At 67.2% G+C, this 16348-nt stretch carries 11 protein-coding genes; 5 read left to right on the top strand and 6 right to left on the bottom strand.

Annotated features, from left to right (window positions below):
* Positions 1-5 precede the first annotated feature (5 nt).
* Complete coding sequence (locus ACQP0P_RS38020; RefSeq protein WP_433365004.1) at positions 6-2024, top strand: ATP-binding protein; 2019 nt, start codon at positions 6-8, stop codon at positions 2022-2024.
* A gap of 140 nt (positions 2025-2164) precedes the next feature.
* Positions 2165-2581 carry a GNAT family N-acetyltransferase gene (locus ACQP0P_RS38015; protein ID WP_433365001.1) on the top strand — a complete coding sequence of 139 codons (417 nt, stop codon included), beginning with the start codon at positions 2165-2167 and terminating at the stop codon, positions 2579-2581.
* Positions 2582-2617: 36 nt separating this feature from the next.
* Here ACQP0P_RS38015 and ACQP0P_RS38010 read toward each other — a convergent pair whose 3' ends face one another.
* The 4 genes from ACQP0P_RS38010 to ACQP0P_RS37995 form a co-directional block, all read right to left on the bottom strand.
* Positions 2618-2980, bottom strand: a complete 363-nt coding sequence (locus ACQP0P_RS38010; protein WP_433364998.1) for a hypothetical protein — start codon at positions 2978-2980, stop codon at positions 2618-2620.
* Positions 2981-3624: 644 nt separating this feature from the next.
* A complete protein-coding gene (locus tag ACQP0P_RS38005) occupies positions 3625-4599 on the bottom strand; it encodes an ankyrin repeat domain-containing protein (RefSeq protein ID WP_433364995.1) in 975 nt (324 codons plus the stop codon).
* 363 nt (positions 4600-4962) lie between these two features.
* Positions 4963-9219 (bottom strand): trypsin-like peptidase domain-containing protein, encoded by a 4257-nt coding sequence (locus ACQP0P_RS38000; protein WP_433364992.1) that lies wholly within the window; start codon positions 9217-9219, stop codon positions 4963-4965.
* Positions 9216-9638, bottom strand: a complete 423-nt coding sequence (locus tag ACQP0P_RS37995) for a hypothetical protein (protein ID WP_433364989.1) — start codon at positions 9636-9638, stop codon at positions 9216-9218. Before ACQP0P_RS37995 ends, ACQP0P_RS38000 begins: the two co-directional genes overlap by 4 nt.
* A 1109-nt stretch (positions 9639-10747) precedes the next feature.
* Between ACQP0P_RS37995 and ACQP0P_RS37990 the strand changes: the two genes are divergently transcribed.
* Both ACQP0P_RS37990 and ACQP0P_RS37985 read left to right on the top strand, forming a co-directional pair.
* Complete coding sequence (locus ACQP0P_RS37990; protein WP_433364986.1) at positions 10748-12199, top strand: phenylacetate--CoA ligase family protein; 1452 nt, start codon at positions 10748-10750, stop codon at positions 12197-12199.
* Complete coding sequence (locus ACQP0P_RS37985) at positions 12196-13113, top strand: hypothetical protein (protein ID WP_433364983.1); 918 nt, start codon at positions 12196-12198, stop codon at positions 13111-13113. The genes ACQP0P_RS37990 and ACQP0P_RS37985 overlap by 4 nt, the downstream gene beginning before the upstream one ends.
* Before the next feature lie 270 nt (positions 13114-13383).
* Here the strand turns inward: ACQP0P_RS37985 and ACQP0P_RS37980 are convergent, their stop codons facing one another.
* A complete protein-coding gene (locus ACQP0P_RS37980; protein WP_433364980.1) occupies positions 13384-13674 on the bottom strand; it encodes a hypothetical protein in 291 nt (96 codons plus the stop codon).
* Positions 13675-13888: 214 nt separating this feature from the next.
* Between ACQP0P_RS37980 and ACQP0P_RS37975 the strand changes: the two genes are divergently transcribed.
* Positions 13889-14203, top strand: coding sequence for a hypothetical protein (locus tag ACQP0P_RS37975; protein ID WP_433364977.1), 315 nt, complete (start codon positions 13889-13891; stop codon positions 14201-14203).
* A gap of 1 nt (position 14204) precedes the next feature.
* Here ACQP0P_RS37975 and ACQP0P_RS37970 read toward each other — a convergent pair whose 3' ends face one another.
* Positions 14205-16250, bottom strand: coding sequence for a hypothetical protein (locus ACQP0P_RS37970; protein WP_433364974.1), 2046 nt, complete (start codon positions 16248-16250; stop codon positions 14205-14207).
* Positions 16251-16348 lie beyond the last annotated feature (98 nt).

Genomic DNA, 16348 nt, shown 5'->3' with positions numbered 1-16348 from the left:
TGCCCATGGATGTCACCCAGTTCGTCAACCGAGAAGAACAGATGGCCAGGTTGGACGCCCTCCTGCCATGCGACTCACCGGAGAGCGGCCGGCGGGCGGGCGCGTCGGCCGTCATCTCGGCGATCGCGGGGACACCGGGGATCGGTAAGACCGCCCTGGCGGTCCACTGGGCCCACCGCGTGCGCCACCACTACCCGGACGGAGACCTCTACATCAACATGAGGGGATACGGTCCGGGTCCCGCGGTGAGCGTCGGCCAGGCCCTCGACTCCTTTCTGCGTGCGCTGAACGTCACTCCGGACCGGATCCCCACGGACTCCGAGGAGCGGGCGGCGACATACCGCTCCGTGTTGAACGGCAAGCGTGTTCTGGTGGTCATCGACAACGCGTTGTCCGTCGAGCAGGTGAGGAATCTCCTGCCCGGCTCTCCGACGTGTACAACACTCGTGACCAGTCGCAACACGCTACAAGGACTTGTTGTTCGAGAGGGTGCGGTACGTATGGTCATAGATGCTCTCTCGCCGGCTGAATCGCTGGAACTGCTCAGGAACATAGTGGGAGCAGAACGGATAGATGCGGAGCGGGGTGCCGCGGAGAAGCTGGCAGCACAGTGCGCCTATCTTCCATTGGCGTTGCGCATAATAGCCGAACGCATAACAAGTCATCCATACACCAGTATGGCGGAATTCGCGATGGAACTCGCGGACGAGCACGCCAGGCTCGACGCACTGGGGATCGAGGATGACGAGCTAAGTGATGTGCGGGCAGTGTTCTCGTGGTCGTACAAGGCGCTCAATCCGGACCTGGCGCGAATGTTCAGGTTCCTTGGTCTGCACCCGGGTTCCGAATTCAGCGTTGCGGCCGCAGCAGCCCTGATCGGAGCGGACCAGAGGACCACGCGACGGCTGATAGACGCGCTTACGAGCAGTAACCTGGTACAACCCGTGGCGCCGGAAAGGTATCTTCTACACGATCTGTTACGGGTTTACGCCGTTGAACGGGTGAATGCCGAAGAGACCGTTTCGGTGCGTATCGCAGCCGTAAGAAGATGCCTTCTCTGGTATCTCGTGAGTGTCTACAACGGGCACAGGGTCATTCTGCCGGGATTTCACAGCGTTCCCATCGACATTGACGGCGTGTCGATCACCCCTCTCCTGTTCGATGACGTGGACAGAGCCATGCAGTGGTTCGAGCGGGAGAGAGGCAACCTGCTCGACGCCCTGGCTATGGCCGTGAAGACCGAACAGTTCGACATAGCGTGGAGATTTCCGGCAGTGATGTACGGCTTCTTCGAGCTCCGTTCGTACTGGTCGGACTGGCGTGAGATCCACACTGTCGGGGTGGAGGCCGCCAGGTCGATCGGTGACCGATATGGAGAGGCCTGTAACTATTTGGGGCTCGGTGATGCGAACTGGTTGCTCCGACGCCTCGATGAAGCACTCGTGTGTTACCAGAACAGCGCTGAGGCAGGACGTGAGGTGGGAGACGGCTGGGTTGAGGGCTTCTCACTGCGGCAGATAGGGGCCGTTCTCCAGGAGAGTCGGCAATTGGACCGGGCGATAGAGGTGACCCAGGAGGCGATCAACGTTTTCCAGGCGATTGGGGAGAAAAGAGGGGAGGGGATGGCCTGGCTCAGCCTTGGAAAATGTTACGGGTCGCTCGGAATGCATACCGAAGCGGCCGACTACTGTCGTGTGGCGCTCGGTCTGTTCACAGAGATCGAGGACGGATGGAGCCTCGCCTGGGGCAGGTGTGCTTTCGGACTGGCCCTGAAGGAGTCGGGCTCGTACGAGGAGTCGCGGGACAGTTATCAGCTCGCGCTGGCAACGTTCGGCACCTTCGAGGACAGGCTCAACGAGTCACGGGCCCTGATCGGTATCGGAGAGGCGTACCAGGGCATGGGGCAGCGGGGAGAGGCCCGAGCTTATTTCAGAAGAGCGGCTGCACTCCTGGAGAATCTGGGCGATTCGGATGCCGCTGACCTCTGGGCGAGGATCGGCCCGCTGAACGACTCCGGCTCATGACAGGGCCGGCTGTCTCCCTCCGCGCCGGCGGCAGAGAACTGGCTGTTTCCTGTCATCTCGCCATTCGGAGACTGCATGACGAGATCTTCCTCCGGCCACCCTTCGTCTTCGGGGAGCGGGCGTCGCAGGAGCACGAGGACATGCTGACCACGATCCGGGAAGACCTCACCTTCGGGATCTCCATCGCGCTGTCCGGTGCGGATGTCGTGGGTTTCACATACGGACATCGTCTGCCGACAGATCACCGGTGGTGGGAGAACTTCACGACCCCGGTGCCCTCCGACGTCACACAGGAGTGGGACGGGCGGACCTTCGCGCTGATCGACATCGGGGTGAGCGAACGGTGGCGGGGGAGAGGCGTCGGCCGTCGCCTGGTCGACTCGCTGCTCGGCCCCAGACAGGAATCCCGCGCGGTTCTTTCGGTGCAGCCGGACGCGACCCAGGCGCACGCTTTCTATGCGGCTTCGGGCTGGCAGCTGATCGGCAGAAAAGGCCCAATACCAGGGGTTGTGCCGCCGTTCTGGGATATCTACTGTCTTGATCTGGCGACCGACTGAGCTTGTCCGGTTTTTCCGCCGGTTACGTAGCTCTCGTCAGGTCCGATCGCTTGGTGGTTCCTCGGCCGGTTTCCGGTACGTCCCTTCCGTGGCATCGGTCGGCGAGGAGCCAAGGGTGATGGGTCCGGTGAAGTCGAGCCCCTGGAAGACGGGGCCGTGCACGGTGCCGCTGACGTTGTTCGTCACGGTGTCGCCGCTCGGAGTGGATACCGGACCGGCGTTCTCCGACGACGTTTCGGGAACGCGTCGTGCGAGTGTGAGCGCGTAGACGGAAAGCCCGACACCGATGACGCCGGCCAGGCTGCCCACCACGCTGGCCAGCTTGTCCGCCTCGTCAAGCCCGGCCACCGCGAAATAGCCGCCGAGCCCGGCAACGACCAGGCCGACTGTGAAAGCCACCGTCCAGGTCAGCGTACGGTGCCGTCCTGTCATGTCACAGGCCTCGTCTCTCGCGTAGTGGTCGAGCGATGAAAGCCGCCGAACCCAGGATCTTCACCGAGGAAGAGCCCGTCAACCCCGTCCTCGGCAGCGACAGAAACGGGAATTCTCTGAATAACGCTCGCCTTTGAAGGAACTTCGGTGTGGAGATGGTGGTGGTCGAACTGCCTGCGGACGTCCGAGCTGCGGTGCTTGCCGCGCAGACACGACAGTTCCGATGACACATTCATGACGTACTGGTGCTCCGAAACAACCCGCACCAGAGCCTCCTCTTCCCCCTGTCAGCAGAAAGGTTCGATCGCTGCGGCTGCCCTTCTTGCCAGTGCCCTTGACTCGACAAGCGTCCATGTAGGCAGCAGGTTCCTTGTGACAGAGGTGACGGACGGTGAGCCCACCGGCACACCGTTCCCCGGTGACATGCTGCCCGGGCAGCCGATGATTTCAGCCGGACCAAACGTCGTGATCATCACTAGCGACTCCCTGGAGAGATTCGTGATCCACGTCAGATTCGATAGGAATATGTCGCTTTCGTTCGCGCTGTTGGTCATTCTCGGCCTCTCCCGAGGCTGAGCGGGGCGCGGATGTTCTACGCGATCCTTACGGCTTCAGCGGTCTCGTTCCGGCAGCCGCAACCACAGATCCGGTGGGCCGACGACGGCTCGCGCGTCGGGCGGTCGCAGTCCCGCCGCGGCGCAGCAATAGGCCTCGGCCTGGCCCTGGTAGAGGTACTCGGCGAGAATCTCGTCGGCCGTCAGGTGGCCCCCGGCGTCGCCACCGCCGGGATGCGTGTCCGAGTCCTCAAGGACGCCGTCGCGGCTCACGGCCCCTTGGCTGCCGCTCTTGGGGTTGGCGAACATGCTGTGACAGACCGTTCCCACGGACAGCGGCAGGGTCACTTCGGGGGTGGAGGGGACGTATCCCCATGGCTGGGTGACGACGCATCCGCCGGGAACGTCGGTGACCCCGACGATCCCCAGGTTGCCGTCGGGGTCGGACCACGGATCATCCAGGGCCGCCTCGATGTCGGCGTCATCGGCCGGGCGGGCCTCCAACCGCCGCGCGGCCTCGGCTGCGCTGATGTTCGCCACGCACGCCATGCTGAAGCCTTCTTCGTCGAATTCCCCCAGCGCGGCGATCAGGCGTCGCGCCTCCGCGACCGTCGCGGCCTCGGCGGGGGACAGGCCGGGGTGCCCCGCAGGGACCGGGAACAGGTCGGGCGCCGGACCGGCGAGGGCGAGCCGTCCAGGAGACCATCCGGCCATCATCGGCCGCCACGGGTCCGCTCCGGCGGCGACCAGGACGCGGGCGCTGTCCAGGCGGTGGGCGAAGACGGCCACCCACAGGGCGGTCCGGTCGTCATACTCGGCGTCGACGTCGTCGACGCGACCCGCCAGCTCGGTCACCGACTCAGGGGTTCCCCATTCGGCCGCGAGGTGCAACGGCTTTCCGTCGTAGCCGCCGAAGGAGTAGACGCCCGAGTTCGGGTCGGCACCCGCTCCCAGCCTGGCACGGATCACCTCGATATCAGCCCAGCCACGCCCGCTGATGCCATACCATCCCGTCGGCCCGGAACCGGTCATAACGCTCCTCGGATCGGTGTTCAGTGGTCCAGCCAGAACTGGAGCTTGAGCAGAGTCAAGCTGATGATGTTTGGCGTGAACTCTTCGTGGCTGAGAGCCTTGCGGTGAATTCTGACCTGCCAGGTGCTGTTCTCTTTACCGAGGTCGAATTCTGCGCCGTAGGATACACACCCGGACCATTGGTCAGAGGAGTGGCGCGTGCCGCACCTTGCAGGGTCGATTTGATCGAGCCGGGCCGCTACGCGGTGATGGGGCGCCCAGGCGGCCGACGCCGTACCCGATGCCCCGGCCGAGGCCGATCAGATGTGCACTCTGGTGGGATCGCCGTGGCCGCTGTTCTGGACCGGTCGCCGAAGCCTCGTCCTACTCGCAGGGGTCGGCCGCCGTGCCGTCGGGGAGCTGGGACAGTTCCTCGGCTGCGAACCGGCGCCCGCCCGACACCGCACACAGGCGGCGGGCCCACTCGTCGGGATCCGTGCTCAGCACGCGCGTCGTGCCCGTCCGGTAGAGCAGGCCGCGGCCCCCCGTGAACATCGTCAGATGACCGAGCGCGTCGTTGAGCCTGAACGTGACGAAGTCGCTGCTGTAGTCCAGATCTGCGTGCGCCTGGCGCAGCCGGAACAGGTCGAAGGCGTCGGCCTGGGTGTAGGTGCCGGTCAGCCGCCCGATCGCCGGGTCGCCTCCGGAAGGGAGGTTCCAGAGCGTGAAGGCGTTGCGGTCGTCCGCGTTGTGCACGATCAGCCTGGCCAGGTCGCCGCTCACGGCCACCGGGGTGCTCGGGCCCCTGCCGGGCAGCAGGTAGTCGCGGGTGACCCTGCCGAGCGTCAAGTCGTAGCGCTGCACCCGCCGCGCGGCGCGCGTCACGAGCAGCGCGGCCGTGCCGTCGTAGCCGGGCAGCAGGCTCATGGTGTCCGGGTCACCGTCGGCGGAGAGCTGCGCCATCTGGCCGCTGAGGTCCAGCGGGGGGCCCACCAGACGCAGCGGCACGCTCTCCCATCGGCTCACCAGCCCGCCGGCGAAGGCCACGACGCGGCCACCAGGGGTGGCGTGCAGGCTGAAAGGCGTACTCCCCTGGTGGGGCGCGGCCGGGGCGGGTAGCGTCGCCGAGCCGATCGGTCGCAGGTCCGGTACGGACAGCAGGACGAGCTCGCGCGTGTCGGCCCGCGCCAGCGCGACCTCCTGGCGGCCGGGCAGCGGCACGACGCGGACGGCGTTCTCATCCAGCGGCGACCGCTCACCCGCACCCTCCCGCAGGCGCGCGGGCCTCTCGCTCCGCAGCAGCCCGCTCTCCGCGTTCCACACCCGCAGCCGGTCGTCGTCGTCCACGGTGACCACGTACTTGTCGCCGACCACCGCCGTCGCGAGCACCCGGTGCGGGTTGGTGACGAGCCGGTGGCCCGCCGTCACCTCGAACACCCCGCCGCGGCCCGTGTCCCAGATGCTCCACCTGCCGTCGGCGCCGGTCGCCACGGGGGACACCGACGCTCCCGCGGGTCCCCCGACGATCTCGCGGGCGGTGAGGTCGACCAGAGCGTGCCGCAGGAGCAACAGCCTGCCCCCGTGGCTGAGCCTGCCGGGGTCGGGGTGGTCCGTGCAGTCGACGTGCGGGAGACGGCTCCTGGCCAGGACCTTGCCGGTACGCACGCCGTAGGTGGTCACCTGGATACCGTCGGCGCTGTCCCTGCAGGTCACCAGCGTCCGGCCGTCGTGCGCGAGCGCGGTGCCGCGCTTCCGCGCGGCGGGCAACGTGTAGCCACGCCCGAACCGGTCCTCCCCTTTTGAGACCAGCAGCCAGTTGTCCACGCCGCTTTCCAAGGAACCGGCGTAGGCCGACACGACGTCGTCCTCGCTCATCTCGACGGTTTTCAACTCCCGGCCGCCGAGGTCGGGCAGCCGGATGGCACGGTGGCGCTCCCCGTCCCAGACGACGACCGCGTTCCCCGCCCGGTCGTGGACCAGCAGCCGTCTGCCGGTGGCGTCGAACCCCAGCAGCACCCGGGGCTCCGAGGCGATGCCCGGCGTCTCCGCCCGATCGACCAGGCGGGCCGCCCGGGGGTCCCACAGTTCGATCACGCCGCCCGAGGTGGCAATGGCCAGCCGGTCTCCCTGAACGTTCAGGACACTGCCGGTCACCTTCGCGGCGAAGGGGAGTTGGCGGCCGGTGACGTCCCCACGGCCCGGCTGCCAGACCCGTACGCCGTGCGACTCCTCCTGGACGACCACCGAGCCGTCCTCGCTCGCCATCACACGCTCGGACGTGGCTCCCGAACCCGGCAGCAGCAGCTCGGCGTCCGCGTAGTCGGCGTACTTGCCGAACAGGGCGCGCAGGACACTCGGCTCCTCGGGGTCGCTGCGGTAGGCGGCCAGCGCGTGCAGCACCGCGACATCACGCGCGGTGTGGGCGCTCTCCGCCCGGGTGGCCAGCGTCTGAGCGGCCAGGGTACGGAGCTGGGTCCTGCTCAGGACGTAGGCGTAGGTCGCGACGGCCAGGAGCGCCAGAACGGCGGCCAGCAACGCTCTGAGACGGAGCACCGACCTTCGGCGACGGCGCTCGGCGGACCCTTCCTCCTCCTTCCCCGCGGCGATGAACTCCCGGTCCGCCGCCGACAGGTCGCCGCCGCGGTGGTCGGCCCACCTCAGCGCCTCCGCCAGCCGGGGGCCGCGCAGGAGCTCGGCGGGGTCCTGACGGTCGTGCCAGCGTTCGGCGGCCTGGCGAAGTTCGTGGTGCCAGGTGCGGAACTCCCCGTCCCGGTAGACCCACGTACGTAGCCGCTCCCAGTTTTCGATCAGCGACTCGTGGGTCAGGCGCAGCGTCTGCACGCCCGGTGGGCCTTCCGCGATGACGAGCAGTCGGCTGTCGGCCAGTTCCCGGCCCAGCCGCCAGGTCTCCTCGTCGGTGGAGGACCTGCGTAACAGCGCGCCGGTCGGGGGCTGGCCCGGCGCCTGCCGTACGAGCTGGAGCAGGAGGTTCCGGGCGCGTTCGTGATCGTCCGGCGCCAGGCGTTCGTTCCACACCTTCTCCGCGTAGCCCGCCAGCGCGCCGTGCACCCCGCCGATCTCGTCATAGGTGGCCTGGGTGAGCAGGCCGCCACGCCGCCGCTCCCACAGCATCGTCAGCGCGAACTGCACCAGCGGCATGCGTCCCGGCTGGTCGCCCACGTCCTTGAGGATGTCCCGGACCAGGCCGGGTTCGAACCGCACGCCCGTACGCTCCAGCGGCCCCTCGATCGCGTGGTGCAGCCGCTCCTCGCTCAACGGGCCCACGGGATACAGCGCGCCATGGAGCAGCTCGACGAACTCCGAGTTCGCCAACGGGTACGTCATGAAGTCCGCCCGCAGGACCAGCAGCACGTGCGTGGCCGCTCCGGGAGTGCGCAGCAGTGGCAGGAGCGCGTTGACGAACTCCTCGGCGGCCGCCGGGTCGCTGTAGATCTCCTCGAACTGGTCGATCAGCAGCACCAGCCGTTCCCTGCCCGCCCGCGCGCGCACCCGACCTACGGTCTCCACCAGCCCGCCGTTTCGCAGCGCCGGCTCCAGCACGGCGACCTCCGCCAGTCTGGCGGACTCCGACAGCTCCGGCTCCAGCTCGGTCAGCAGCGCCACGGCGAGGGCGGTCAGCGGTGTGGCGCCCTGCGTGGGACGTACCGGCAGGGCCAGGACGCCGGTGTCACGGCGCAGGATCGGTAGTACCCCCGCCTGCAGCAGCGAGGACTTGCCACAGCCGGAAGGGCCGAACACCGCGGTGAGCCCCGCCCTCAGCGTCTTGGCGGCCAGCGCCTTGGCCTCCTCCTCCCTGCCGAAGAACAACTCCGCGTCGCTCTCCCCGAAAACGTCCAGCCCCCGGTACGGCGAGGCGGCCAGGGATCGGTCCACCAGTTCGGGCCACACCCGGATGATCAACTCGGCCGGGATGACGAAGGCGGTACGGTGCTCCACCCGCGGGTCGTGGGCCACGACGATCCCGATCATCGCTCCGTGCTGGGTGTCCCACACGGCCGCGCCGCCGAACCCCGGCGCGATGACGCGGCCGCCCGAACGTGTGTTCTCGACCTGTAACCACCCCTGACCGGTGACACCGAGAATGCGGCCTGACGCCCACGTCCCCATGTCGTAGTCGTCGGGAAAACCAAAGACGTTGAACTCGTGGCCCCACACGTCGTGCGCGACCAGCAGCAGCGTCGGCTGCGCGGCCGCGGGCGGCGGCTCGGCCAGACGGAGCCCGGCCACGTCGTGCTCATAGGACCAGGAGACGACCTTCGCCTCGATGGGTGCGTGCTCGACGCCGAGCAGTGGGAAGTCCACGAGAACCGGCTCGTCGGGAGGGGACTCCGCGTCTCTGCCCAGCGCGTCGTTGACCACATGGGCGCAGGTCACCACGTCCAGCGGCCCCACCAGGCAACCACCGCCCATGGCTGCGGTCACACCCCGTTCCGGGAGGCCGGCGTGACCGCTGACGCGGGCCACCGACAGGCGTGACTGCGCGGCCCACACCGGGTGGGCCGGCTGGGGCTTGGACGGGTAATGATGATGCTGGTGGTACTGGTATTCGGCACCGACCATCTTGCTGCCGATGAAAGTGTTGTCCCGGACCTCGATGTGGTCGCCTTCAGCGCCCGTCATCGTCCGTCCACGTCCGGTGGAGAAGGCTCGGCAGCGCCGACCGACTTACCGACGACCTTTCCGTTGGTGAAGGTGTTGCCATGGAACTCGATGTGATCACCGCTATACGTACGCGTCTGTCCGCCACCCGAGGCGGGCTGCGGCCCCGCCGCCCCGACGGCGGGCATCGAGGATGTCGACGGCCGGTTCTCCGGCAGACCGGGCCCGGCGGTGTCGGCGCGCGCATGTTCAGCGCGCAACTGCACCAGCAGCGCCGCCACCGCGACCATCAGTCCGACCGCACCGATGAACATGCTGACCACGCTGGCCCGTTGATCGAGCACCTGCAGCAGCCCCGCCGGCACCTGCAGGGGATCGGCGAAGAAACCGACCAGCCCCACCGCCAGCAAGACCGTCGTCAGTAGGATCGCGACGATCACCGCTATCCGCCACATCCGCGCACGCCGCGGCTGAGCAGAACTTTCTGCCGCCTTAGACATGCCTCCAGCATGCATCGGCGCTTCCGCCGGCGGATCCATAGTGACGAACGCGTGATCTACGACTTCACCGGCGATCGCGTCCCGGATCGCCCGCGATCGCAGTCAGCGGGGGTACGGCTGATCCCGTTGCCCGACCTCACCGCGAACGAGGCGCAGCATCGCACGGAGCGCTACCCGGCCGCCCTGGATCGTGAGCGTGTTCCACGCGGTTCTTTTCGGGATTTCGGTTGTTGCCCTATGCGGGGGCGTGAGCGATTGTTCCGGAAATCGCCGTTCCATATAAATGGCGTGGGATGACCTCTTACCGGTGACCGGGGCTTTCCTTGAATGTCTAGCTACTTGACCGTCTCATCGGCCTCTCTATGTACGGCCAACTGAAAATCGCGGTTCCTCGAATAGTGGACTTTCCTTGAGGAGGAGCGCGCTTCGGAGTCTGCCCCGACCGGCATCCGGCTGCCAATACCTTTCAGGCAGGGCTAAAAGGGTGCAGGGCTCGGCCGGCTCCGAGGTCGTGGACCTGCGGATCGAGCTCGCCGAGGCCGGTAAGGTCCGCGATCCTCGAAGGTCTCGCTGGTCGATGACGCCCCTGCGATGTTGACGTCCTTCGGCGCTTCGCCTTCGACGGGAAGGGCCTTTTACACCACCCCTGCCCTGACTGTCTCCCGGATTTAGCTCAGGCTTATTAGTAAAAATCTACAAATCTATCCAGGTCGCGCTGTTAATAATTACAAATAAGTTTATGTGGAAACTGCTGGACATTTACCTCGACTGAATGACACCTTGACGGTGTGCCGGGCGTACGGGGTATGTGCCCGAGGGCCACTTTTCGGATTGGCCTATACGCCTGTCACGGCTCACGGGGATGAACAGAATCGGAAGGAGTGGAAATGGTCAAGGCTACCTTCGCCTACTGCAAGTACGCAGTGAGCGCGCTTACCGCAGTCGCTTTCGCGGCTTGCCCGTACTGACCGACAGTGTCAAAAGGTCGCCCCGGGACGCGTGCGTCCCGGGGCGACCCCGGTTCACTGCCGCCATCGGAGGAGAAATCCGTGCTGAGGACCGCAGCGGCCCAGCTACACCATGGCTATTCCCTTGTGTTCGGTCGCCGGCTTCGGGTGGCGAACATCGAGCGTGTCGTCGCCGACATCCTGGCCACCCGTGCCGAGTTCGGTGGGATCGGCGACCTTGAGGCGTTCCGTGGCACCTCGATGTCGGTCCGGGACCGTAAGCCCATCGACGACCGGAGGTTGCGCCGCCTCGCACGTATGGCGTACGCCGAGACCCCGTACTACCGGGACCTCTTCGATCGTGTCGGCATGCGGCCGGACGAGGTGAACCTGTCAACCCTGGAGCGGCTGCCGGTCACGCGCAAGGAGACCCTGCGGGACACACCCGAGGCACTCGTGAACCGCGGTGTCCGGCCCTGGTATCGGGCGGAGACCTCCGGCACCACCGGTCCGCCGTCGTCGGTGTGGTTCTCCCGCTACGAGGCCGAGCTGCTCACCGCGATGTCCGCGGTCTCGCTCCTGATCGACAACCGGCTCGGCGAAGGCGACGTCATCCAGCTCAACCTGGTTTCGCGTGCCTTCTTCGGAATCCACTGTCTCGCCGGGGCGGCCGCGCTGATCGGCGCGGCGCCCTGCTCCCTCGGGCTGGTGGAGCCCGAGATCTCGCTCTCCCGGCTGGCGGGCGGCGCCCGGCTCTCCGACGCGGAGGCCCGGCCCGTCCTGCTGGTCACCTACTCGAGCTACCTCGGCCTGCTGGTGGAGGTCGGTGAGCGGCTCGGGTACACGGCCGCCGACTTCGGGCTGCGGCAGATCACGTGCGGCGGCGAGCTCCTCACCGAGGGGTTGCGCCGCCGCGCCGAACGACTTTTCGGGGCCACGGTCGTGGAAACCTACGGAATGACCGAGATCGCTCCGGCGAGCGGCCAGATCTGCACCGGGGGGCATCTGCACTTCCATCCGGAACAGGGCATCACCGAGGTGCTCGATCTCACCGGGACCCGGACCGCCGAGCCCGGTGAGCTGGGAGTGCTCACCTTCACCCCGGTCTTCCCCTACCGGGAGACCACTCTTCTCCTCAGATTGTTCAGCGGAGACGTGGTGCGCCGGCTGGCCGATGACGATCTCGGCTGCGAGCTGGCGCAGTTGCCGGCCACCTCACGGGTGCTGGGCAAGGACGGGCACCTGTACCGTTTCGCGGACCACACCGTGACCCCGCGCGACATCCTGGAACTCGTCGAGGCCGATCCGGCGGCGAGGTTCCCGTCCCGATGGTCTCTGCAGACGGGGTCCGACGGGTTGGAACTGCACATCCTCAGCGACGACCGGCAGGCCGCCGACCGGATCCACAAGCGGGGCCTCGAACAGGAGATCCCACTGGCCCGCGTCATCGTGCACGGTGAACGCGCCACGATGCCGCCCACCGCGCCCATACGCGCGGACCTGCGCGAGCTGAGCTTCGCGCCCCTGAAGAAGCGCTCGGAGACCGTACAGTGAATTCCATCCTCGCCGAGATCGTGGTGATCGTCCTCATTCCGGCGGCGGCCATCCTGCTCGGAGTGTTCTACTTCCTCCGGGTGCGGATGGAACGGCCTCCGGTCGGGTTGTACACGCTCGGGGACGTCATGGTGATGATGACCGCCGTCCTCGTCATCCCCGTGGTCTATCTCGCCCTGCCGTCGTTCGCCGTCGCGACGGTGCTGGGCCTGATGACCGTCTTCGCGATCCAGATCACCTTGGCACCGCTGCTGTCGGGGCGGGTGGCGCTGCTGGTGGCGTTCGGCGCGGCCGCGCTCGATCTCGTGCTCTTCCTCTTGGCGTCCACCGCGGCGACGGCCTGGAACAACGCCCTCCTGCTGATCCTCGTCATCGGCGTGTGCAACCTCTACGTCCAGAGTGGAATCAAGGCCCGCGACGTGGCCGTCTTCGCCTCGCTCCTGGCCGGCTACGACCTCGTGGCCACGACGTTGCTGCCGACGATGGGCGACTTCCTGCGCAAGGTCATCGACCTGCCGTTCGCGCCGGTCTTCGCTTGGTCGGGAGGGTCGCAGCCCGTGGTGATCGGTCTCGGGGACGTGCTCATGTTCGTGTTGTGGACACTGGTGTCGTTCAAGGCATTCGGGCGTGCCGCCGGCTGGCTGGCCGCGGGTACCTCACTGGCGCTGGCCGCGACGCTGGTCCTCGCGATGCGGACGGGCCTGCTGACGGAGCTGTTCCCCGTCATGGTGCCGGTGGGCCCCCTGATGGCCCTGCAGTACCTCCTCTGGCGCAAGATGCGGGGTCCTGAGCGGACGATGGCCACCTATCAGGCATCTCGGGAGGCCACCGCGCCGCGTGTCCTCCAGGCTCCGGCCGGAGCCGCGGAGGCTCAGCCACCCGAGCGGCTCGCCGAGCACACGGTGGCCGAATAAGCGACCGACGGGCGTGGCGGCCGGCGCCGCCCCCCGCGGCGCGACTTCGCAGGAGCAGATGTACACCAGGCCGCCCGCCGGGCCGCGGGCGACCAGGCCGGGCGCTGGGGCGCGGCGGTCGCCGTCCTCGACGACTTTCGGCCACCTCCTCCGCCAGGACGTCCTCGACCACTACCGGGCTCAGGTCCGCCGCGCCGGCCGGTGACCGCCCAGGATCGGCGCAGGCGTGCCGAAGACGCGGTTCGCCAGGGGCGGCGTTGCCGGCCCGGGTCAGTACCGCGCGGTGGAGGGCGGAACCTTCGCCGGGGTGGAGCGGAGTTCCTCTTCGAGGGCGTCGACGAGCGCCCTGGCCGCCTGGCGTAGTCGTACGCGGCGGGCGGTGAGGTCCTCGGTGAACGTCCGGGCCTTCGGCCCCACCCAGGTCGGCCGGCCGGTGAGCCGGCCATGGGCCGGGTCGAGGGCGGCCTCCAGGATCGCGACCCGCGCCCTGACCTCCGTCAACGTCTGTTCCAGCAGTTGGCGCCGCGGGTTGGGCACCAGGTCCTCCGGGCGAGAATTCATTTATTCCCCTTCGGATGCGGATACATCGGACGGACTATTGGACATTATTGGACCTGTGGCACCTCGGCCAGCGCTGGAGGAATGCATGACACGTTTTGTACGGTGTGGCGTTCTGGTGTGTGCGGTGGGGTTGCTGGCGGTGTCCGGATGTGGGGAGAGCGGGCCTACGGCGGCTGAGGCGGGGGAGACCCTCAAATCGCATATCACCGAGTTGATGAAGGAGAGCCACGTTCTTGATGTCCGTATCACGGATTCTGGTGGGCGCGATATTCCCTGTGGGGAGGGAAAGGCCAAGCGGACCTTCGCGGCTACGGCGAGGGATGCCGCGTCGCAACGTGATCCGGGCGGGCTCAATACCTACATGCTCGGTGTGCTCTCCTCGGTTGCCCCTTACCGGATTGCCGAAGATCAGGGCAACGCTCCCATTCGGCTTGCCAATGACACATACAAGACGGTGATCATCTTGGAGTCACCGGGTAACGGGCAATACGGAGTGCGGGGCGAGACCGAGTGTCTTCCGACTTCGTGAGCTAGCTATCGTAGGCCAACCCGCGCTCTCTGCTCAGTTTGTTACCGCCTTCGAACCGACTCGCCATCTTTTGGGATAGATCGCCCATTGATAGCTCGTCTTCGCTCCCCATCCCATTGACCGCCGCCCACCGCTCGAAGGACTCCAACCCCTTGTTCCCCTGCTTGACCAGCTCGGCGAACGGTCTGAGGTTGCCCTTGGCGTCGATGATGGACACGCCGGGTGGGCAGCTGGCCTGGAACTCGGCGGCCGTCACCTTCGGGGTGAAGCCGTTGGCCATCAGCAGCTGCGCGTAGGTGTGCTGGCGGCTGAGGGTGGCCGCCCGGTCGTCCTTGTCGACCTTGTCCATCCGGGTCTCGTCCTCCTTGCCGAAGGCGCCGTCGGCGGAGAAGTAGGTGCTCAACGCGTACCAGGCGAAGTCGTACGCCCGGGTCGGCGCGGCGTAGATGCTGATCAGCCCGATGGCGTTGTCCCGGAGGAAGTTCGTCAGGTCCTTGCGCTGCTTGTCGACCATGTCCAGGTCACCCTGCACCTTCTCGATCGCGGCCAGCTCGAAGCCGCGTACGTTGCCCAGAGCGGTGAACGCCTTGTCCAGGTGTTCGACGTCCCCGGTGCGCCGGGCCGTCGCCGAGGCGTCGGCGATGAGCCGCTGGGAGAAGCGGCCCATGCCCTGGTCGAAGGGGGCGAGGTTCTTGGCGGAGTCGGCGAAGGTCTTCAGGAAGTCGTAGGTGTCCTTCGGGCTCAGAGTGAACGCCGCCGTCGTGCCGAAGGCCGAGGTGAAGGGCTTGAGCGTGCTGGCCTCGGTCATGTTGGCGTCGCCGATGTTCGCCCCCTCGGTGATCTCGGCGGCGTAGGCTCCGGCCAGCGTGGACATGAAGATCCTGGCTGCCGGTGCGACCTCCATCGGGGTGGCCGGGGTCTCCTCGGTGCTGTCGGTGTCCCTGAGGTCGCCCATGATGGTCATGACGTTGAAGGCGAACTTCGCGGCCTCGGGGCTGTGCGGGCCCTTCTCGTAGGCGCCGCCTCCGGCGGCGAGCATCCGGCCGAACTCCGCGCTGACGTCGAAGTCCATGCCCGGCGGCCGCTGAAAGGCGTGTTCGGGGCTTTCCAGCCGGTTGAGCTCGGTGAACAGGTCTCTGAGGTCCTCGCGCGACATGGCGTTGAACAGGCCCCTGGCCACCTCGGGGTTGTTCGCCAGGGCGGGCAGCAGTGGGGCGAGGTCGGTCTTCCACCGCCGGGGGCGGGTGCCGTCGCCGTCGCCGACCGGCTTTCCCACCCTGCCCCGCGCTATCTCGGTGAGCCACGCGGCGGGGAACATGCCGTACCGGAGCAGGGATGCCAGCTCGCCGTCCGGCGCCTTCTTGAGGGTGCCCGCCTCCCACTCCGAGCCGAGCAGGGCCGGCTGCGCGCCGACCGCGGTGGCCAGGGCGTCGCCGATGACCTTCCGGTGCTTGTCGGCTGCCTTCCTGTCGTACCTGTCCAGACGTTGGAGCATGCCGAGCATGCCCTGTGGGCCGATGCCCCGGAAGAACCCGGCGGTGAGATAGGCGTCCTGCTGCCCGTCGGCGAGTTTGCCGAGGATCCGGTCGTAGGCGGCATCGGGCAGGCCGAGGGCGGACGGGGGAAGTCGCGAGAGCTGAAAGGCGAGTTCGGTGCCTTTCCTGGCGCTGCCCGCCGGGGACTTTCCGGTCTTCTCGTCGTAGGGCAGCAGCCCCCACTGGAACGGGTTCTGGAACAGGCCGCCGGTCCAGGCCGAGGACTGCTTCGGCAGGCCGACCCCCAGCATGGGCAGGTCCTGGTTGATCGTCTGCAGGCGGTTGCGCAGCCCCAGGAGTTCGTCGCTGACCCAGCCGTCGATCTCCCTGATCGGCAGCAGTCCCGCCGCCGACACCTCGGCCGCCGCGAGGAGTTGCCGGATCCGCTCGGTCTGCTCGCCGATCACGTCGCGACCGCGTTCCAGCGCGGCGATGAAGCCCTGCATCAGCTCGGGGTCGATTCCGGCGAAGTCCGGTGACAAAGGCCCCGTTCCCGATGACATCGCCTCCACGCCATTCTCCCCGCTCCGTTTTCACTTATTTCACTCTAACTCCATAATAGGCATATTAAAATGAAAAATACGGACCTTTCAAGCATTATGGGATGATT

Source organism: Streptosporangium sp. CA-115845, from assembly GCF_050943795.1.
GTDB lineage: Bacteria > Actinomycetota > Actinomycetes > Streptosporangiales > Streptosporangiaceae > Streptosporangium.
This window is presented reverse-complemented; position numbering and strand designations above follow the sequence as displayed.

Excerpts from the sequence above, each read along its gene's own strand:
- ACQP0P_RS37980 (WP_433364980.1), bottom strand. The coding sequence starts at position 13,674 with ATGAATTCTCGCCCGGAGGACCTGGTGCCCAACCCGCGGCGCCAACTG.
- ACQP0P_RS38000 (WP_433364992.1), bottom strand. The coding sequence starts at position 9,219 with ATGACGGGCGCTGAAGGCGACCACATCGAGGTCCGGGACAACACTTTC.
- ACQP0P_RS37975 (WP_433364977.1), top strand. The coding sequence starts at position 13,889 with ATGAAGGAGAGCCACGTTCTTGATGTCCGTATCACGGATTCTGGTGGG.
- ACQP0P_RS38015 (WP_433365001.1), top strand. The coding sequence starts at position 2,165 with ATGCTGACCACGATCCGGGAAGACCTCACCTTCGGGATCTCCATCGCG.
- ACQP0P_RS38005 (WP_433364995.1), bottom strand. The coding sequence starts at position 4,599 with ATGACCGGTTCCGGGCCGACGGGATGGTATGGCATCAGCGGGCGTGGC.
- ACQP0P_RS38020 (WP_433365004.1), top strand. The coding sequence starts at position 6 with ATGGATGTCACCCAGTTCGTCAACCGAGAAGAACAGATGGCCAGGTTG.